Annotated in this window: 14 protein-coding genes; all 14 read left to right on the forward strand. The window is 33.8% G+C overall.

The window, feature by feature from the left end; translation table 11 throughout:
• Positions 1 to 63 precede the first annotated feature (63 nt).
• The 14 genes from CRO17_RS03665 to CRO17_RS03730 all read left to right on the forward strand — a co-directional run bounded on the left by CRO17_RS03665 (position 64) and on the right by CRO17_RS03730 (position 15,840).
• Complete coding sequence (locus tag CRO17_RS03665; RefSeq protein ID WP_097039348.1) at positions 64 to 831, forward strand: tyrosine-protein phosphatase; 768 nt, start codon at positions 64 to 66, stop codon at positions 829 to 831.
• A gap of 52 nt (positions 832 to 883) precedes the next feature.
• On the forward strand, positions 884 to 1,525 hold the full coding sequence (locus CRO17_RS03670) for a sugar transferase (RefSeq protein WP_245864651.1): 642 nt from the start codon (positions 884 to 886) through the stop codon (positions 1,523 to 1,525).
• 34 nt (positions 1,526 to 1,559) lie between these two features.
• The gene (locus CRO17_RS03675; protein ID WP_179636807.1) at positions 1,560 to 2,681 is read left to right on the forward strand and encodes a glycosyltransferase family 4 protein; all 1,122 of its coding nucleotides are present in this window, start codon (positions 1,560 to 1,562) and stop codon (positions 2,679 to 2,681) included.
• Positions 2,678 to 3,826 (forward strand): beta 1-4 rhamnosyltransferase Cps2T, encoded by a 1,149-nt coding sequence (cps2T, locus tag CRO17_RS03680; RefSeq protein ID WP_097039353.1) that lies wholly within the window; start codon positions 2,678 to 2,680, stop codon positions 3,824 to 3,826. Before CRO17_RS03675 ends, cps2T begins: the two co-directional genes overlap by 4 nt.
• Positions 3,826 to 4,704 carry a glucose-1-phosphate thymidylyltransferase RfbA gene (gene rfbA, locus CRO17_RS03685; protein ID WP_097039356.1) on the forward strand — a complete coding sequence of 293 codons (879 nt, stop codon included), beginning with the start codon at positions 3,826 to 3,828 and terminating at the stop codon, positions 4,702 to 4,704. Before cps2T ends, rfbA begins: the two co-directional genes overlap by 1 nt.
• A gap of 9 nt (positions 4,705 to 4,713) precedes the next feature.
• Positions 4,714 to 5,265 (forward strand): dTDP-4-dehydrorhamnose 3,5-epimerase, encoded by a 552-nt coding sequence (gene rfbC, locus CRO17_RS03690; RefSeq protein ID WP_097039358.1) that lies wholly within the window; start codon positions 4,714 to 4,716, stop codon positions 5,263 to 5,265.
• Positions 5,265 to 6,092, forward strand: a complete 828-nt coding sequence (gene rfbD / locus CRO17_RS03695; RefSeq protein WP_097039360.1) for a dTDP-4-dehydrorhamnose reductase — start codon at positions 5,265 to 5,267, stop codon at positions 6,090 to 6,092. The genes rfbC and rfbD overlap by 1 nt, the downstream gene beginning before the upstream one ends.
• A gap of 6 nt (positions 6,093 to 6,098) precedes the next feature.
• Complete coding sequence (rfbB, locus tag CRO17_RS03700) at positions 6,099 to 7,088, forward strand: dTDP-glucose 4,6-dehydratase (protein WP_097039363.1); 990 nt, start codon at positions 6,099 to 6,101, stop codon at positions 7,086 to 7,088.
• Between the two features lie 11 nt (positions 7,089 to 7,099).
• Positions 7,100 to 8,215 carry a polysaccharide pyruvyl transferase family protein gene (locus tag CRO17_RS03705; protein WP_097039365.1) on the forward strand — a complete coding sequence of 372 codons (1,116 nt, stop codon included), beginning with the start codon at positions 7,100 to 7,102 and terminating at the stop codon, positions 8,213 to 8,215.
• Positions 8,216 to 8,230: 15 nt separating this feature from the next.
• Complete coding sequence (locus CRO17_RS03710; protein ID WP_097039367.1) at positions 8,231 to 9,736, forward strand: oligosaccharide flippase family protein; 1,506 nt, start codon at positions 8,231 to 8,233, stop codon at positions 9,734 to 9,736.
• 14 nt (positions 9,737 to 9,750) lie between these two features.
• A complete protein-coding gene (locus CRO17_RS03715) occupies positions 9,751 to 11,166 on the forward strand; it encodes a Coenzyme F420 hydrogenase/dehydrogenase, beta subunit C-terminal domain (RefSeq protein ID WP_097039369.1) in 1,416 nt (471 codons plus the stop codon).
• 280 nt (positions 11,167 to 11,446) lie between these two features.
• The gene (locus CRO17_RS03720; RefSeq protein WP_097039371.1) at positions 11,447 to 12,910 is read left to right on the forward strand and encodes a hypothetical protein; all 1,464 of its coding nucleotides are present in this window, start codon (positions 11,447 to 11,449) and stop codon (positions 12,908 to 12,910) included.
• 944 nt (positions 12,911 to 13,854) lie between these two features.
• Positions 13,855 to 14,802 (forward strand): LCP family protein, encoded by a 948-nt coding sequence (locus CRO17_RS03725; protein WP_245864586.1) that lies wholly within the window; start codon positions 13,855 to 13,857, stop codon positions 14,800 to 14,802.
• A 114-nt stretch (positions 14,803 to 14,916) separates the two neighbouring features.
• A complete protein-coding gene (locus CRO17_RS03730) occupies positions 14,917 to 15,840 on the forward strand; it encodes an LCP family glycopolymer transferase (RefSeq protein ID WP_425444391.1) in 924 nt (307 codons plus the stop codon).

Below are 15,840 nucleotides of genomic sequence, written 5' to 3' on the forward strand. Positions count from 1 at the left end.
TCTTCATAGGAAAAAGGTCACTGACATTTTCCTTCTTAATGGAAGAAGAAAGGTGAGGATAATATGATTGATATTCATTGTCATATACTACCAGGAATGGATGATGGGGCTCGAACTTTAGAAGATAGCATTGAAATGGCAAAAGGAGCAGTGGCACAAGGGATTCATACGATTGTTGCTACTCCTCATCATCGGAATAATCAATTTGATAATTATTACCAAGATATTATAGCTCAAGTAAATGATTTAAATCAAAAGTTACAGGAAGCAAACGTAGCAGTAGAAATATTACCCGGGCAGGAGACTAGAATATATGGAGAACTTTCAGAAGGATTGTTGTTAGGAGAAATTCTACCTGTAAATATTGATACTCATTATATCTTAGTAGAATTCCCTACCACAACAGTCCCTAAATTCTCAAAAAAACTTCTCTATGATCTTCAAGTAGACGGTTATATCCCAGTGATTGTTCATCCAGAGCGAAATAGTGAATTGTTGTCTAATCCACATATGCTATATGAATTAGTTAAAGGTGGAGTGTTAACTCAGGTTACGGCTGCTAGTCTAGTGGGGAAGTTTGGAAAGAAAATCAAGAGCTTTAGCCATGAAATTATACAATCTAATCTTACACACTTTATTGCTTCAGATGCCCATAATATACATAATAGAGGATTTATGTTAGGCGAGGCAATGCAAGAGATAGAAAATATTTACGGGAAAGAAATTGTATACAATTATCAAGAAAATGCTGAATTAATGATTGCAGGAAAGTCAATTGTAGGAGACATGCCAAATAAGATAGAAAGAAAAAAATTTTTAGGTATTTTCTGATTGGAGGGACAACAATTCAATGGCGGAGTCAAAGCAACAGCAACTTTACAAAATGAATGAAACCAATAGAGTGATAACCAGTGAAAAGAAAGCCTATCTCTACCTTAAAAGACTAATAGATATTGTATTTTCCCTCATAGGTCTTATTTTACTTCTCCCAGTCTTTCTAGTCCTTGCAATTATAATAAAGTTAGAAGACAAGAAAGGGACTGTTTTTTTTAGCCAAGAAAGAGTTGGGAAAGACGGTAAAATATTCCGTATGTATAAATTTCGTTCAATGGTCTCAAACGCAGAAGAGTTATTGGATAATCTATTGAAAAATAATGAAGCAAGTGGACCGATGTTCAAAATGAAAGAAGATCCCAGAATTACCAATATTGGTAAAATTATACGTAAGACGAGCTTAGATGAATTACCGCAATTATTTAATGTTCTAAAGGGTGACATGTCACTTGTGGGTCCACGACCTGCTCTTCCGCGTGAAGTAGAACAATATTCTTTTTACCATAATAACAGATTGATTGTACTACCTGGCCTCACTTGTATCTGGCAAGTTTCAGGAAGGAGCAATATTGGCTTTGAAGAGCAAGTAGAATTAGATATAGAATACATAAAGAAACAGAGTATCCTCTTCGACTTAAAATTGATAGTAAGGACTGTCTTTGTCTTATTTGGGTCAAAGGATGCTTACTAGGCCCATTCTAGAAATTAGAAGGAAGCGATATAAAATGAGAATATTATTAATCTCAAATATGTATCCAGATAAAAAACACCCAGGGTTTGGTGTCTTTGTAAAGCATTCTGCAAATATGTTGAGTGCCAATGGATATACACTAGAAAAGGTTGTAAGAATAAAAAAGAATAATAGACTTATTAAATTGATTGATTATGTGCTCTTCTATTTTAGAATCTTCTTTAAAGTACTGACAACTAAAAGTGAAATTATATATGTTCATTTTGCCGCACATCCTTCAATACCAATCTTACTATCAATCTTTTTCCGTAAAAACCTTAAGGTAGTGACCAATGTTCACGGTACAGATGTTGTTCCAGAAAATGTTATCCATAAGCTTTTTCAACCTTTTGTTAAAATGTTATTACAGAAATCGAACATAATTATAAGCCCTTCTAATTACTTTAAGGAGCTTGTTAGAGAGCGGTATGGAATAGAGGATAAAAAGATCAAAGTATTTCCTTCTGGAGGTATAAATAAAGAAATATTCTATCCAATTAATGAACAAAGTAAAAGATATGACGAGTTTGATTTAAATAAAAGAGAGCAATACTTAGGGTTTGTTGGAAGAATAGAGTACGGAAAGGGATGGAAAACGCTATTATCGGCATTTAGGATACTAAAAGAGGAAAGAAATTTGTCTGGATGGAAAATAATTTTTGTTGGATATGGAGATGAAGCTGAGATCTTCAAGGAAACGGTAAGAGAGTATAACCTTGATAATGATATTGTTTATTTTCAGTATCTACAACAAGAGGAGTTAAACCATATCTATAACATTATTGATTATTTTTGTTTCCCGACTGAAAGGAAAGGAGAGAGCTTAGGTCTAGTTGGAATTGAAGCTATGGCCACTGGTACCCCTGTTATTGGAAGCAATATTGCAGGACTAAAAAGTTACATAAGTGATGGAAAAAACGGTTTCTTATTTGACGCGGGCAATGTAGACGATTTAGCTGATGTTATAGAAGATGCTCTTACTAAGAGTGCCAGTCCGGAAAAAAATAACGCAATCAGGAGCAATGCTCTCAAAACATCGAACAGATATGAAGTGAACAATATAAAGAGCATATTAATAGATATATTTGAGGATTTGAATCAGGAGGAATTAGATTGAAGCATATCTTTATAATAGGGTCCAAAGGTATACCGGCTAAGTACGGTGGGTTTGAAACTTTTGTAGATGAGTTAGTGTCAAGGAAGCAAAGTAGTGATATTAGTTACCATGTCTCATGTCTTGCTGATAATAGTGATGAGTTTACTTATAAAGGAACTAGATGCTTTAATGTTACCGTGAAAGATATAGGTAATGCAAAAGCGATTACATATGATATAGCAAGTTTAAATAGGTGTATTGAATATATAAAAAAAAATAATATAAAGGATGCAATTATTTACATATTGGCAAGTAGGATAGGACCATTCTTACAGTGGAAAAGAAGAACTTTATCAAAGTTGGGAGTTAGAGTCTTCTTAAATCCCGATGGAATAGAATGGAAGAGAAGCAAATGGAGTTATCCGGTCAGGAAATATTGGAAGTTTTCAGAGAGATATATGGTGAAATCTGCTGATCTAGTTATTTGCGATTCTAAAAATATAGAAAAGTATATAAGAGATGAATATACAAATTTTAATCCTAAAACAATTTTTATTCCTTATGGAGCTGAAATATTAGAAAATGAACTAGATTCATCAGATTGGTTCGAAAAACATAAAGTTAAAAAGAATATGTACTATCTCATGGTAGGGCGCTTTGTACCTGAAAATAACTATGAATTAGTTATAAGAGAATTTATGAATAGTAACAGTACTAAAGACTTAGTGATAATAACGAATCATTTAGGAACAGATTTGTTTGAGAAGTTAAGTAATAAATTAAGGATGGGTAATGATAAAAGAATAAAGTTTGTAGGAACTGTATATGACTCCCAGTTGCTAAATAAAATTAGACAGGATTCATTCGCTTATATTCATGGTCATTCAGTAGGTGGAACTAACCCTTCTTTACTAGAAGCTTTGTCAATAACTAAGTTAAATTTACTTTATGATGTTAGCTTCAATAGAGAAGTTGGGGAGGAAGCTGGTATTTATTTTACCAGTACTGAAGGGTCTTTACGTAATAGAATTAGTGAAGTAGAGGAATTAAGCGAGGAACAACAAGATATTTTTGGTAGGAAGGCCAAGCAAAGAATATCAGATGATTATTCTTGGGGGAATATTGTAGCAGATTATGAAAATGAATTCTTAAAGGAGGACTTATAATGAAAGGCATTATATTAGCTGGTGGTAGTGGAACCCGGCTGTACCCTTTAACTCAGGTAACAAGTAAGCAACTGTTGCCCATCTATGATAAACCTATGATTTATTATCCTTTATCGACACTTATGTTAGCAGGAATAAGGGATATACTTATAATCTCTACACCAGAAGATTTACCGAGATTCCAAAACTTGTTGGGATCAGGGGAGAAATTTGGTATTAAATTATCTTATGAGATTCAGTATAAACCCGAGGGTCTAGCTCAAGCCTTCATAATCGGAGAAGAATTTATAGGTAATGATTCAGTAGCAATGATACTTGGAGACAATATATACTATGGTAATGGCTTAAGAACAATGCTCAAAGAAGCTATTAAAAACAACATTGGTGCCACTGTTTTTGGTTTTCATGTTAAAGATCCTGAAAGATTTGGTGTTGTAGAATTTGATAATAATGGGAAAGTTCTAAGCATTATAGAAAAGCCTGACTCACCTAAGTCTAATTACGCGGTTACAGGACTATATATTTATAACAATGATGTGGTTGAATATGCTAAAAATGTTGTTCCTTCCCAAAGAGGTGAGTTGGAAATCACTTCTTTAAACGACATGTATTTACAATCAAACAGGCTTCAAGTAAGGCTTTTAGGTAGAGGTTATACGTGGCTAGATACAGGCACTCACGAGAGTTTAAATGAAGCAACAAATTTTGTGAGGACCATTGAATCTCACCAAGGAATTAAAATTTCAGCCCCTGAAGAGATAGCATATTTAAACAAGTGGATTTCAAACAGCGCTCTTGATGAAGCTAGTAAACTCATGGCAAAAACAGAATATGGAAAGTATTTAGGCGAAGTAGCAAACAATAAAATAAGATACTAGGAGTTAATAATGAATTCATTTAATACTGACTTAGACGGAGTAAAAGTTATCGAGAACAAGGTTTTTGGTGATGAAAGAGGTTGGTTTACTGAATCATACAATCATAATATGTATAAAGAGAATGGTATATATACCAAATTCATCCAAGATAATCATTCTTTTTCAAAGTACAAAGGTACTCTTAGGGGGTTACATTTACAACTATATCCAAAAGCACAAACCAAGTTAGTTAGATGCACTAGAGGGTCTATCTTTGATGTTGCTATAGACTTAAGACCAGAAAGCAAAACTTTCAAACAATCATATGGTATTATCCTGTCGGAAACTAATCAAAAACAATTGTTAATACCAAAAGGTTTTGCACATGGATTTATTACATTAGAAGATAAAACTGAAGTACAGTACAAAGTTGACGAGCATTATTCAAAGGAACACGATAGATCAATAGCTTGGAACGATAGAATATTGGGAATTGACTGGCCAACTGAGGTTAATGTTATCTCGGATAAAGATAGAGTGGCACCAACTTTAGATACTTTTCTAGAAAGAGAATATAAGTAATGAAGATACTTGTTACAGGACATACAGGCCAATTAGGATATGATGTTGTAGAAGTTTTTAAATATGAAGGCTATGAGGTTAAAGGGGTCAGTACAAAAGACTTTAATTTAACTAACTTTAACGAAGTTAACAACTTTGTTGAGAGCTTTAATCCTGACTGTATAGTCCATTGTGCAGCTTACACAAAGGTTGATCAAGCAGAAATAGATACTGAAATATGCTGGGAAGTTAATGTAGAAGGGTCTGTAAATCTTATTGAAGCTGCTAAGAAGATTAATTCTAAAATTATATTTATTAGTAGTGATTATGTATTTAGTGGGACAGGAAATTTTCCTTATAATGAATATGATAAAACACAACCTATAAATTATTATGGCCTGACAAAAGAAAAAATAGAAAAATATCTAGCTCAGAATATGGAAGATTACTGCATTGTAAGAATCTCTTGGGTGTTCGGAAAAAACGGTAGTAATTTTGTAGACACTATGATTAAGCTGAGTCAATCTAAAGATGAATTAAGAGTTGTAGACGATCAAATTGGTTCACCCACATATACTGTAGATGCAGCACGTTTTTTATTATCTCTATTTAAGTCTAATAAAAGTGGGATATATCACGCTACGAATACGGGATATTGCAGTTGGGCAGACTTTGCAACTGAGATTTTTAAGCAAAAATCAATCAATACTGTGATTAATAGGGTGACAAGCGATGAATTCAAAACATTGGCAGTGAGGCCTAAGAATAGCAGGTTAAGTAATAGTGGCGAAGTTTATCAAATGCCCACATGGCAAGATGCCTTGTCACGATACCTAGATAAAGGATGATGATTTATGAATAGAACGAAGATCTTAGTAACGGGCGGCGCCGGTTTTATCGGAGGAAACTATGTACACTACCTATTAAATAATGATCCAGACGCTTTAGTATATAATCTAGACAGTTTAACCTATGCTGGAGAACTTAATAAACATGAAAGATGTGCTTCAAATCCTAATTATAAGTTTATAGAGGCAGATATCAGAGATAAAGAACAAATTACCAATATATTTGAAGAATATAAATTTGACTATGTGGTTCATTTTGCTGCTGAAAGTCATGTTGATAGATCGATTCATTCTCCAGATGTCTTCTTGGAAACTAACGTATTAGGTACTCACAATCTACTCAATGCTAGTTTGAAAACCAATATTAAAAAGTTCTTACACGTTTCTACAGATGAGGTATATGGAGAATTAGATTTCACTCCAAATACATATTTTAATGAGGATACGCCTTTGGATCCAAGCAGTCCTTATAGCTCAAGTAAAGCATCATCTGATCTTATTGTCTTAGCTTACTCAAAGACATATGGTCTGCCTGTTAACATAACACGTTGTTCAAATAACTACGGTCCGTTTCATTTTCCAGAAAAGCTAATTCCCTTAGCAATTACAAATGTGTTAAGAAATAGAAAAGTACCTGTTTATGGAACAGGAGAAAATATTCGAGATTGGTTGCATGTAGAAGATCATTGTTCCGCTATTGATTTAGTTCTTCGTAGAGGAGAGAATGGTCAAGTATATAATATTGGCGGCCATAATGAAAAGACGAACTTAGAAGTCGTGTCAGATATCTTATCGTATTTTGGTAAAAGCTTAGATTGTATAGAATATGTTAAGGACAGAAAAGGTCATGACAAGAGATATGCTATCAATCCGAGTAAGATTAGTGAATTAGGTTGGAAACCTAACTATCAATTTAAGGATGGTCTAAAGCAAACTATAGAATGGTACGTAAACAATAGAAGTTGGTGGGAACGTTTACTTACTGAGGATAAATAAGGGAGTAAAAAATGAAAAAAAAAGTTGGATTACTAACTATTAACGACTACGGAAATTATGGAAACAGGTTACAGAATTTTGCATTACAAGAGGTAATAAAAGGATTGGGATTTGAGGTTGAAACAGTTGTAAATAATTCTAACACATTACCTAGCGATGGAAGTATTATTAAAAAGTTAAAAGGAAAAAACATTAAAGATATATTTAATAAGGTCAATGAAAGAGCAATCCATAAGAGATATTCTAATAACACGCATAATAGAATTAAGGCTTTTAAATCCTTTACAAAACTTCATATTAAAGAAACAGATTTTGTCATTAACAAGAACCATATACCAGAAGATTTAAATAGTAAATTTGATTATTTTATTACTGGTAGTGATCAAGTGTGGAATCCAATTATTGATCACAGATCATCAATTGATTTTCTAACGTTTGCTGAGTTTCATAAAAGGATATCTTATGCTCCGAGTTTTGGAGTATCTAATGTACCTTCCGAAAGAGAAGAAGAATATAAAACATGGTTAAACGGTGTTAATCATATATCTGTTAGGGAGGATGCAGGTGCGTCTATAATAAAACAACTAACAGGAAAAGAAGCTAGTGTATTAATAGATCCTACGCTATTGTTAGATGAATCATCATGGGATATGCTCATAAACTCAAGTAATATAGACCAGCAGGGCAAAAAGGGAACACTGGTTACATATTTTTTAGGAGATATACCTAAAGAATATAGTCTAATGATTAATGATATCGCTCTTAAATATAACCTAGATGTTATAAATTTAGGAAATATTAAAGACGCTGATACGTACACTAAAGATCCTGCTCAATTCTTAAGATTAATTGAACAGTCAGAATTAGTATGTACTGACTCGTTCCATGGATCTGTATTTTCTATTGTTTTGGAAAAACCATTTATTGTTTTTGATAGAAATGGTAGTTTACCGTCTATGAATTCTAGAATTGAAACACTGCTTAATACTTTTAAACTAGAAGATAGATACTATAAAGCGATTCAACCAAATAATGTATTTAATCTTGATTTCAAAGAGTCCAAAAAAATACTTCAAATTGAAAGAGAAAAAGCTCTTAATTTCTTAAAGAAAGCATTAAATGTTTAGAGAGTCGTTGTATTGATGAGTAAATTAAAATTAGGAGCTATATTATCTTATATTAGTCTATTTGTTAATTTATCAATAGCTTTGCTTTATACACCGTTTCTGTTAAGGACACTAACGCAACAAGAATATGGCCTATACACATTAATAGGCCCTATTCTTGCTTATTTTAATGTCTTTGATATGGGGCTGGGGAACGCCGTTGTTCGTTATGTATCTAGAAACAGAGCTATCGGCGATAAAAATCAAGAAGCAAGAATAAATACCATTTTTTTACTGTTGTATATACTAATTGGAATTGTGGTTGCTACAATTGGAATTATAATGAATAGTTATGTTGATCGTATCTTTGGCGATAGCTTTAGTGAGAAAGAACTATCAATTCTTAAGGGTATGATTACTCTTTTAATAATGAATTTCGCTGTATCTTTTCCTTTGGCTATCTTTAGTTCCATTATGCAAGCATATGAGAAGTTTGCCTATCTTAAAACCCTTTCTATCATTAGGTATTTAGCACTACCATTGTTTACAGTACCTGGACTTCTATTGGGTTATGGACCTTTATTTGTTGTAACAGCAACCGTAGTTATAAATATAGTTTGTCTATCTATAGTTTCAATTTACTGTTTTAAATTCCTCCAAACTAGATTTATATTAGGAAAACTTAACTTTAAGTTAACTGGTGAAATTACAATCTTTTCGCTCTTCATTTTCTTGAATGTAATTGTCGACTTAATATATTGGAATTCAGGACAATTTGTGTTAGGAAGTGTAAGTAGTACAATGGCTGTAGCAATTTTTGGAGTTTCAATACAGTTTGTAAAACTATATATGATGTTTTCATCTTCGATTAGTGGTTTATTCCTACCGAGAATTTCTATGATGATAGCTAATAAAGTGTCTGAAAAAGATCTGAGTAAGTTAATGACTAAGATTGGTCGACTACAGTTTTATATTCTAGGATTCTTGTTATCCGGGTTTCTTCTTTATGGTAGTTCATTTATCAAGGTATGGGCTGGTCAAGAGTACACTGAAGCATATATATTGGCCATTATAATAATGATTCCATTAACTGCACCACTAATACAGAATGTTGGTATTGTAATATTACAAGCTAAAAATTTGCATTCTTTTCGTGCAATTGTAACATTATTGACAGCATTTTTTTGTATTCTAGGAGCGTACTTGTTATCTTCAAAGTATGGAGCAATTGGTATCTCAATTGCTTTAGGAGTTACTTTGCTAATAGGAAATACAATTATAATGAATCTATACTACAATATTAAGTTGAAATTAAACATGGTATTATTTTGGAAAAATATTATGAAGATCAGTTTTATAATAGTAGTTAATATGATAATACCAACTCTACTTCTTTTCTCAATGGAAGAGAGCATTATTAGTATTTTATTACAGATAACCTTATTCTCATTATCATATATCTTAATGATATACTTTTTTGCTTTTAATAGTTTTGAAAAAGGATTAATTAGAAATGTAATCAACAAATTACCATTTATGTAAAGGAGGAAATGAGATTGAATAATCAAGTGAAGGAATTAATGGAGACCGTTGTCTCTAATGATTATTGTGTTGGGTGTGGTATATGTGCTGCGCTTGATAATTCTCCATTAACAATGGTTCTAGATGAAAACGGTCAGTACAAACCAGTGTACAATCCACAGGAACAAATTGACAAGATGGAAGTTGATGTACTTAAGGTATGCCCATTTTCAAATGATAGTAAAGATGAATCAGAACTAGGTGAAGAATTATATGGAGCTATACCTAGCATAAAACATAACGAATATGAGGGCTATTTTGTAAATAACTATGCTGCTTATGTTAAGTCAGGTGATTATAGAAGTAAAGGGTCATCTGGGGGAATGGGTAATTGGATTGCTTCAAAGTTACTTGAGACCAATATGGTAGATGGAGTTATTCATGTAAAGGATAGGGAAGATAAGGAAAACTCAGATATCTTGTTCGAGTATAAGGTGTCATTTAATAGGAGCGAATTAGAACAAGGAGCAAAATCAAAATATTATCCTATAGAGTTATCTAACATATTAAATATGGTGAAAGATAGTGATAAAAAGTATGCCATTATAGGGGTTCCATGTTTCTTAAAATCAGTTCGACTTCTTGCAAGTGAAGACGCAAGGATAAAAGAACGGATTAAATTTTATGTTGGTTTGGTATGTGGACATTTGAAAAGTGACATGTTTGCCAAATCTATGGGGTGGCAAATGGGTATTAACCCTGAACATCTTGAAACTATAGATTTTAGAAAGAAACTTGAGAATAAAGCAGCAAATAATTATGGTGTGCAAGCCACTGGATATGTCGATGACAAATTAGAAACTAAGATTTCGGCTACAAAAGATCTATATACAACAAACTGGGGGCAGGGATTCTTTAGATACAATGCCTGTGAATTTTGTGATGATGTATTAGCAGAAACTGCGGACGTAACTGTCGGTGATGCTTGGCTACCGAAATACTCAAATGATAGTCAAGGTACAAACATTGTAATAGTAAGAAATCCATTACTTAATAGTTTAATTTTAGATAATAAGAATGAGTTATTCTTAGAAGAACTTAGTGAAGAAAAAATCTATCAATCTCAAGCAAGTGGATTGAAACATAGGAGAGAAGGGCTTTCCTATCGCCTTTACCTAAAAGATAGAGAGGGAGTTTGGCGTCCTAAGAAGCGGGTCAACCCCTCAAACAAGATAAGCAAAAAAAGGAAAGAAATATATGTCAAAAGAATGCGTATTTCACAAGAAAGTTTTAAAGCATTTAGAGTAGCTCAAAAGAGTAACGATTTCAATGTCTTTAGAGAAGAAATGAAACCATTAATTAATGATTATGAAAAGATTGCTGGTACGTCGCTGTTAAGAAAAACACTAAGAAAAGTAAAGCGAGGTATTTACGAAATTAAGAATAGATAGATTATAGGTAACCAGTTTGGTCATAGTTGGTTGGATATTTAAGATAGATATGTAGTATGTGGAGATGAATCTTTAATAAATTTCGTGTAAAGAGGTGATACACTCAACATCCTTAACAAAAATCTAAAATTATACGTTAAACAGGATGTAAAGTAATTATTAGGTACCTCTAATTTTCTGGTTATTAGTATGGATAAGTGGAGGAAAGGGCAAAGGTAATTGCGTATTAAAGATTATTATTTCATAATAGGGAAAAGTAAAAGAAAAATGGTGATAATTAATGATACAGAATCCTTCTTTAACAAGATCTTTTAATGATAAGGGACTAGATCTCTTTTCATCTATCCTTTTTGGACTTTTTTTAAGTATAGTAATGATGTCGGCAATTGCCTTTCATTCAACTTTTAACATTATTTTTTACCTTTTAAGTTTAATGGTGTATATTTACATTCTGGTATATGAACTACAAATGGTAGAAAGAAGAGAGTTTTCTTTTTATATAACTATACCAATTTTAATATCAGCAACTCAGAATCTGTATTTGAGTTTTGTGTCACCGTATGCAGATGCTTCTCAAATTCAACTAATGGTAATTACTAACTTTTTATATTCAGCCATATTGATTGGCGTAATTTATATAAAAACCCCATATCGCTTTAATAAAGCTTTATATCAAAAAATGTTAATTTTATTCATAGTCCTTGTTCTTTATTCATTAGCAACAATTATAATTTTTAATGCTCACATTACTTCAGCATTAGCATCATTGAGAAATGTTATGACGCCTATGTTATTTATTTTAATTGGACTGATTGCTTCTAGTAATGTGATCTTATCGAGATATTTAAGATACTTATCTTACATCGTTATATTTGTTGTAATATTCGGTTTTGCTGAAAGGTTTTTAATTAAAGATATTTGGCATATAATTCATTTACCGGACTTATGGACCAAGAAGGGCCTTCCTTTAAATGCTTTTACAGGACTGCCTGGAAATTTTTATTCTTCGGAGATGGTGGGCGGACAGCAACTGAGAAGAATGGTATCATCATTTGCTGACCCTGTTAATTTAGGGACATTCTTGTTTTTTGGATTCATGGTAGCATGGTATTTAAGAAATAAATTTCTAGCAATTCTATTGATTATATCCATTGGTTTGGCTGTAAGTAAAGGTGCAATTCTTGGATTACTTATTTTTTCTGTAGTATGGGCATATCATAAGTTTTCTAAAGCCATATTTATTCTAGTAATGATAGGTACTTGTGCAGCTGGAGGGGCATTTGTAGTTTATTCCATGATGAACTCGACCATGAGTATGTTATTGCACATTACAGGGTTCTTTGCTGCATTTCCGGAACTAGTAAATCATCCATTAGGACGAGGTTTAGGAAATATAGGAGTGTTGGCCGGATTGTACTCCAGTGGAGCTCAAACTGAAATAACCGAGAGTGGACTAGGAATGATAATAGGACAATTGGGTATCTTGGGGTTGATTTTATATGTTTATTTTTTTACTTTTATTCTGAAACAGAGTCATACTATTCAAGTAAGAAAAGATAAAATTTTACTTCAAACACTGACTCTTGGAATCCTAGCTAACATAACGTTTAATGAGGTAGCTTTAAGCCCAAACTCTTCAGCAGTATATTTCATAACAATTGGTATTATTTTAGGGCAGTGGCATGCAAAGACAAAGGATGTTGGTGTTAAAAAAAAGAAAAATAGAATTAGATTTGTTTGGTGAAAAATGTCCTGCACTGCCTCCTGGTAAGTGGACAGATGAGATAAAGATGGGAAAAAGGCTTTATCCCTATAATTAAAGGGGATAAGCCTTCTCTTTTTTTGTATTTTGATATGGAAGATATGAATGTAGCTGCGTAATGAACAATATTTATTTAGATGACATCTCACAGTTGAGAGTACTCGAAAAGACTCTATTTCGTCTGAAAAATTCTATTAGAAATTCGACTTTAACTCCTAAAGTACATCGTTTTTATAGACTACAAACAAAAGGTAATTTCGAACGGTTTATCAGTTATGAATGATGGTTGGCTGTACAGTCGTTAAAAGAATTCAATCATATTCTTCTGAGGTGGGTGGGGGATACCGCAAAAACCGGATTCACTCTATAAAAGAAGGAAAACCTGTAGAGATTTGGCTGAAAGGATAACTTAATCCTCTATCATCTAAAGTATGGGGTGAATATTCTCACCTATCGGATGATAGACCGAGATGGTGTTTTGAAACATCATTTCAAGTAGATTTTCATGCGTTCAATATTCAGGACAAGAAGTCATAATTAATGAGTCATTAGATGGGCAAATAAATGTTTATTATTACGAGGGAGAAATAATTTTATAATATACATGAGATTATCAGGTATTACTTCGTTCCGAGCAATTAGAAGAAAGCATTGTTCAAAGGCGGCACCTTTCAAACTGCATCAGACATCAAGGTCGCGGTTCGCCCACTAACCGTTTACAGTATAATTCTTTCTGCATTGGTTAGTAAGAAGTACTCAATGTGTTGGCTAAAACTAATTAATATTACTATACGTAGCGAATGAATATGGAAAATAAACTTTGCAAATTATAGAACACACCTTGTTATGAAGTATAAAAGCTATACTTCGCCAACACATTTCATGCTATTATCTTTAGTAAGTATTCCTAAGAAAGGCGGATCAACGTGACCCTACAACGTCAGACGCGCAAGAAGAAAAAAGTGCGCAAATTCAGAGTGTTTATGGTGGTATTTCTCATTGCTTTTATAGCAATTGGATCTTATGCAGGACTTCAATTTTATAATGCTTCGCGCGCTGCAAATGCGGACAACAATCTTAGTGACGACGTGGAATTCAATGGTTCAGATGGAAATGTCGATAACGTGAATGTGCTTGTACTTGGAAGTGATTCTCGTGGAGGAGATAGTGCTCGGTCGGATACCATTATGATTGCTAATTACAGCTCCGATACAAAGGAGCCGAAACTTATCTCGATCATGAGAGACACCTATGTGAATATTCCTGGCTACGGATATAACAAGATTAATGCTGCTTATTCCCTAGGTGGACCAGAACTAATGCGAAAAACAGTTACAGAAAACTTTGGTATAGATATTAGTTATTACGCTGAAATTGATTTTAAAGGCTTTGAAAAGCTAGTCGATGCTGTAGCGCCAAATGGGATTGAAGTGACGGTAACCCCAGAGATGACAACAGACCAAAAAGCTTTAGGTGTTCAGTTGACGGAAGGTACACAAAAGCTGCAAGGTAAGGAGCTATTAGCTTATAGTCGTTTTCGCCATGATGCGAATGGTGACTATGGGCGAGTACAGCGTCAGCAGGAAGTATTAACGAAGCTGAAAGAGGAAGTGGCGAGTGTCACGACGGTTGCCAAGCTGCCGAAGATGATTGGTATTGCAAATGGTTATGTGAGCACAAATGTACGGAATGGCTTGCTACTGTCAATGGGTACTGATGTACTGCGCGGCAAAACAGAAGATATGCAAACGATGCGTATTCCGGTGGATGGCAGCTATCATGATGCCCGTTATGATGTCGGGGCTGTGCTGGAATTTAATGTTGGCGGCTTGGAACAAAACACTCAGGAAGCTCAGACTTTTTTGAATCAATAAAGTGAGTAGAAAGTAATAGAAACCTCTTCTTTTTTTGAAAGATTTAACAAAAAGAAGAGGTTTTTTATGATATAATCAGATTTCCAGTGGTAACAGAATAAGGGGGATATGGTTTTGGGCAGGAAAGAGAAGCGTGAGAAGAAACGAACTTGGCTGAAAGTAATGTTAAGCATAGTTGCAATTCTAGTAATTGCCGTGGCAGTTACCGGTTTCTATGCTACCAATAAAGCAAAAACAACAGTTAATACAATGCAGAAAGATACAACAGCTATTGATAAGAAGCAATCAACAACGAAAGTAAAAGAAAAAGAAAAAATAAATATCTTGCTCCTTGGTGTCGATCAGCGTGAGGGTGACGCAGGCCGCTCGGATGCGCTGATGGTCATGTCGCTCGATCCAGCAAATGCTGCCATGAAAATCATTAGTATCCCGCGTGATTCGCGTACAGAAATTGTAGGACATGGAACTGTCGATAAAATTAATCACGCGTACGCGTTTGGCGGCATTGATATGTCGGTTGCTACGGTGGAGAACTTCTTGGATATGGATGTGGATTATTTCGCTGAAATGAACATGGAGGGTCTATCTGATTTCGTTGATGCTGTTGGCGGCATTACAGTTAATAATCAGCTTGATTGGATTGATGAAGGGTACTACAAGAAAGGCTACCACTATGCACAAGGTGATATCCAGTTAGATGGACCAAAAGCAATGGGCTATGTTCGTATGCGCCACTTAGATCCAGATGGTGACTTCGGTCGTAATGCTCGTCAGCGTCAGGTTATCCAAGCCGTTATCGATAAAGGTGCAAGCATCAAATCAGTTAACAAAGTTGATGATATCTTGGGTGCGCTAGGTAATAATGTGAAAACAAACATGGATTTCTCAACCATGACAGATTTGTTTAAGAACTATCGTAACGTGCGGCAAAACGCGGAAAATTACCAGATGCAAGGTACTGGTACAAAAATAGATGGCGTTTATTACTATGAAATTCAACAGAATGAACGAGATAAAGTGCATGATATGATTTCCTAA

The sequence above is a fragment of the Terribacillus aidingensis genome, from assembly GCF_900215625.1.
GTDB lineage: Bacteria > Bacillota > Bacilli > Bacillales > Amphibacillaceae > Terribacillus > Terribacillus aidingensis.